At 72.4% G+C, this 4,514-nt stretch carries 3 protein-coding genes; 1 reads left to right on the top strand and 2 read right to left on the bottom strand.

From position 1 onward, the window contains the following. On the bottom strand, positions 1 to 2,721 hold a 2,721-nt coding region (locus tag D7V88_RS39210), incomplete at its 3' end, for a serine/threonine-protein kinase (protein ID WP_244238635.1). 145 nt (positions 2,722 to 2,866) lie between these two features. Between D7V88_RS39210 and D7V88_RS39215 the strand changes: the two genes are divergently transcribed. Then, a complete protein-coding gene (locus tag D7V88_RS39215; protein WP_120545632.1) occupies positions 2,867 to 3,778 on the top strand; it encodes a cysteine peptidase family C39 domain-containing protein in 912 nt (303 codons plus the stop codon). A gap of 27 nt (positions 3,779 to 3,805) precedes the next feature. Here the strand turns inward: D7V88_RS39215 and D7V88_RS39220 are convergent. Continuing rightward, positions 3,806 to 4,514 (bottom strand): MBL fold metallo-hydrolase (locus D7V88_RS39220; RefSeq protein WP_208726726.1); only part of this gene is annotated, 709 nt, incomplete at its 5' end.

Genomic DNA, 4,514 nt, shown 5'->3' on the forward strand with positions numbered 1-4,514 from the left:
CCGCCGGGGCTCGGGGCGGGCCGGAGTGCTCGTGGGCGGATGGGCCTGAAGCCAGCTTGTCACCTGTGCTGCCTGGGCTTCGCGCGTGGCGCGGGTGAAGCGCTCGCGGGCGGTTTCGGCTTCCTGTCGCGCGGGCACGGGCTCACCCGCGTCCCACAGCGCTTTGGCGAGCGCGAAGCCCGACTCCGCCAGGATCGCCTCCGGAATGGAGGGGTAGCCCACCGCCCGGCGTAGCGGCGCGATGGCGTCCTTCGCGCGGCCCAGTCCCAGCAGCGCCTGTCCCACGCCGTCATGGGAGTACTGGAGGGATTCGTCGTCGGGGGCCACCTGCCGCTTCATCGCCAGGGCCTCCTCGTAGACGCGCAGGGCCTCGTCAAAGCGGCCCAGCGCGAGCAGGCACATGCCCACCTCGTCCAGGCCCTCCGCCACGGGCAGCGTGTGGGGGCCCAGCAGCGTCTTGCGGATCTCCACCGACGCGCGGGCATGCGCCAGCGCACCGGCCGCGTCACCCGTCTCGCGCAGCGCCCAGGAGAGGGCGTCATGCCGCCGCGCCGTGTCCGGATGCAGCGGGCCCACCGCGGCCTCCGTCTGCGCCAGGGCCCGGGTCAGCAGCCGCACGCCGCGCGCCGCGTCTCCCATCCGCGTCGCCAGGCCTCCCTGGAGGAAGGTGATGCGCGCGCGCAGGGGATGGCCCTCGGGCAGCACCGACTCCGCCTTCGCCTGCGCTTCGTCGAACAGGGCCCGCGCACGCGGAAGGTCCCCCTTCGCGGACGCGAGGTTGCCCTGGTTGATGCGCACCTCCGCCTCCAGCCCCGCGTCGCCACCCATGCGCCGCAGCGTCGCGTCCGCGAAGCCGCTCCACACCTCCGCCTGCTCGAAGTGCTTCTGGCCCTCTTCCACGTAGAGGAGCCGGTTGAGGATGAGCACCTTCAGCCGGTCCGAGCGTCCCTCCTCCGCGTCGAAGGCGGCCTGGCGCAGCGACGTGGCGGCCTCCTTCGATTCTCCCAACTGTTCGCGCATCCAGCCCTGCTGGAGGTGGAGCCGGGCCCGTAGCGGCGCATACCCCGTGGCCTGCACACCCTCGACGAGCGGCCTCAGTTCGTCCCGCGCCTGGGTGAGGCGCCCGCCATCCACCAGCACCTTCACCTGGGACAGCTTCGCCTCCAGTCGCTCCACCTCGGCGCGCTTCGCGGGATCCTCCGGCAGGTGCTGCTGCTCTCCCAACGCGGCCACGTCCGCGCATTCGCCCAGCGAGGGCAGGGCGTTCACGGACGACAGGGCCTTCTCCACCAGGGGCCGGTCCGCCGTGGAGAGCAACGCCACCACCGCTCGCGCGTCGTTGCGCCGCCGCTCCAGGCACACCACGCGCTCCACCATCAAGGCTTCCGGCTGCGTGCCGCTCACGCGCGTGGCCTCGCAGGCGTCGGTTCGCTGCCGGCTCCAGGCGTCCGCGTACGCGTCCAGGGCGCCGGCCACGCGCGCCGCCATGTCCGTCGCCAGGGGACTGCCGGTGGCGACGAAGGACTGCTCCAATCGCCGGTGCTGCTCAGGACTCCACACCTCCGCCATGAGCGCGTCCGCGCCCGCGCACACCCGGGACTGCTGATGGAGCGCGCCACCGGCCACCGCGAGCACCGTGGCCCCGACTCCCGCGACGGCCCAGGCGCGCCGCCGCCGGGTGCGCCGCTGTTCCTGGCCCAGGGCCTCCAACAGGGCGGAGAGGGTGGGGAAGCGCTCTTCGGGCCGCAGCGACAGGCCCCGCATCAACGCCTGCCGCACCCACGCGGGCACGCGGGAGTCGCGCGGAGGCTCCAGGATGGATGGCGCCTGGGGACCGCTCAGGTCGGCGGGGATGCGCAGCGCCTGCATGCGCTCGGTGTCGAAGGGGCGCTGTCCGTAGAGCGCGTAGTACAGCGCTGCGCAGAAGCTGAATTGATCCGTGCTCGCATCCGGCGCGGCGCCTAGCACCTGCTCCGGGGACATGTATTGGGGCGTGCCCATCACCGCGCCCGTCAGCGTGATGGGCGCATCCAGCATGCGGCGCTCCATGGGCAGGCTTCCGGCCACGGGGCCCGTCACGTCCTCGCCGTCACCCGGCCCGGTGCCCACCTGGCGCGCGAGCCCGAAGTCCGTCACGCAGACGCGGCCCCGGCGGTCCACCAGCACGTTGGCCGGCTTGAAGTCGCGGTGCACCAGCCCCACCGCGTGCGCGGCCACCAGCCCCCGTCCCGCGGCCAGGTACACCTCCAGCACCTCGCGCCAGGAGCGCGGGGCCTGCTTGAGCCACTGGCCCAGCGTGCCCCCGTCGATGAGCTCCATCGCCAGGAACACCTGCGCGCCCCACACGCCCACGTCGAACACCGGGATGACGTGCGGATGGGAGATGCGCGCCATGGCCTGCGCTTCACGCAAGAGCCGCGCGCGTGCCACGTCCGAATCCGAGTTCCCGTCCGGACGCAGCAGCTTCAGCGCCACCTTCCGGTCCAGGTCCGGATCATAGGCCGCGTACACCACGCCCATGCCGCCCTGCCCCAGGGGCCGCAGCAGCAGGTAGCGCCCCACCTGCACCGAAGGAGGTGGCTCCTGACGCGACAGGCGATCCGAGCCGGCCGTGCCCGCGACGCCCACGCCCTGCGCGGGTGCCAGGGGTTGGGTTGCGTCCTCGGTGGGAGGGCGCGCGGGGCGCGTCGCGTCGGACGCCTCTCCTGGGCGGGCTTTCATGGGGTGATCAATCCTACCGGCCCTGTCGTTTTTGCCGCCATGACCCTGGCTCCCCTTGTTTCTGAGAAGGTGCGGCAACTTCACCTGGGAGGTCACGGATAATGGCGACGTCCTCCGAGTTCCCCCAAGCAGGAAGGATGCCGACGTGACCATCTCCCGCGTGTCGAACCCCCGCACGGTCCTTCCTCCGGAGACGCAGCGCGTGCCCGAGGTGCAGAACCAGGGCGTCACGCAGGCGCGGCCTGACGCGGAGCCGGTGCAGGAGGTCGCGAAGACGCAGGCGGCCGAACCTCTGAAGGACAGCTACGAGGAGGACCCCGTGTCGGCCGCGGAGTGGTCCGCTCGCGCCGCCGCGAACGGTGTGCAGTCGCCGCCGCAGCCCGCCGTCGTGGGCGTGTCGGAGATGGAAGCTGCGCCGTCCATCACGGGCGGCAAGGGCTGGACCCAGCCCACGCCGGTCATCCCGCAGACGGATCCGACCAACTGCGGCCCCGCGACCGCCGCCATGCTGGTGCGCGCGGCGGGTGGAGGCCAGGGCCAGACGGACGCCGAGCTCGTGAAGGGCCTGGAGTCGAAGTACGCCAACAGCCAGGGCACGACGCCGGATCAGATGGGCGACATGCTCGCGGGCCAGGGCTTCGAGGTGACTCGCGGCGCCTCCAACTTCGACCGCGACGCGCTGAACACGGCGCTTGCGCAGGGCAAGAAGGCCGTGGCGCTGGTGGACTCGAACCTCATCCAGCCCGGCGCCGAGGGCGGCAAGGCCGGGGGCAGCGCGCACTGGGTGGAGATCGACGGGAAGGATGCGCAGGGCCACTACCGCATCAACGACTCCGCCTCCGGCAAGAGCTACGACGTGGGGCTCCAGCAGCTCACGAACGCGATGAACACCGGATGGGACTCGTTCAACGGCGGCGGCATGCTCATCGTCCAGCCGAAGGGCGGCGACACCGCCGCGCTCACCCACGAGAACGAGAACCACTCCGGCACGCTGGGCAAGACGCCCGGCATCGGCTCCAAGGCCTCCGCGGCCGGCACCCGCGAGTCGGGTTCGTAGCCAGCGTCGTCGCCGCCTGCCGGCGCCTCAGGGTGCCGGTTGGGGCACGAGCCGGCGCTCGCCCACGTCGCGCCACCACGGCGTCACGCCCTCCACGCGCGAGGGCTCCAGGCCCCGGCCCAGGCCCGGCGTGAACAGGCGCACCTGCTGCTCCGTGGCCAGCCTCACCAGCGTCTCCGCGGGTTCATCCCACGCGTGCAACGCCAGGTTGAAGGTGCCCCAGTGCACTGGCATCAGCGTGCCGCCGCCCAGCATCGCGTGGGCCTTGAGCGCGTTCTCCGGGCCCAGGTGGATGCCGCCCCAACTCGGGTGGAAGGCGCCCACCTCCAGCATCACCAGGTCGAAGGGGCCATGGCGGCGGCCAATCTCCTCGAACTCGTTGGTGAGTCCGGTGTCGCCGCTGAAGAACAGCCGGTGCTTGTCGGTGGTGAGCACCCACGACGCCCACAGCGTCTTGTTGCGGTCGCCCAGGCCCCGGCCGGAGAAGTGCTGCGAGGGCGCGGCGGTGAAGCCCACCGGCCCGACGCGGTGGTGCTCCCACCAGTCCAGCTCGGTGATGAGCTCCGGCGCCACGCCGAAGGCCTCCAGGTGCCTTCCCACGCCCAGCGCGGTGATGAAGGGCACCCGCCGCTTCGCCAGCGCCTGGATGGTGCTGCGGCACAGGTGGTCGTAGTGGTCGTGCGACACCAGCACCGCGTCCAGGTCCGGCAGCGCTTCCAGGGGCACGGGCGGGGAG

Origin of the sequence: Corallococcus terminator, assembly GCF_003611635.1 — a bacterium.
Lineage (GTDB): Bacteria > Myxococcota > Myxococcia > Myxococcales > Myxococcaceae > Corallococcus > Corallococcus terminator.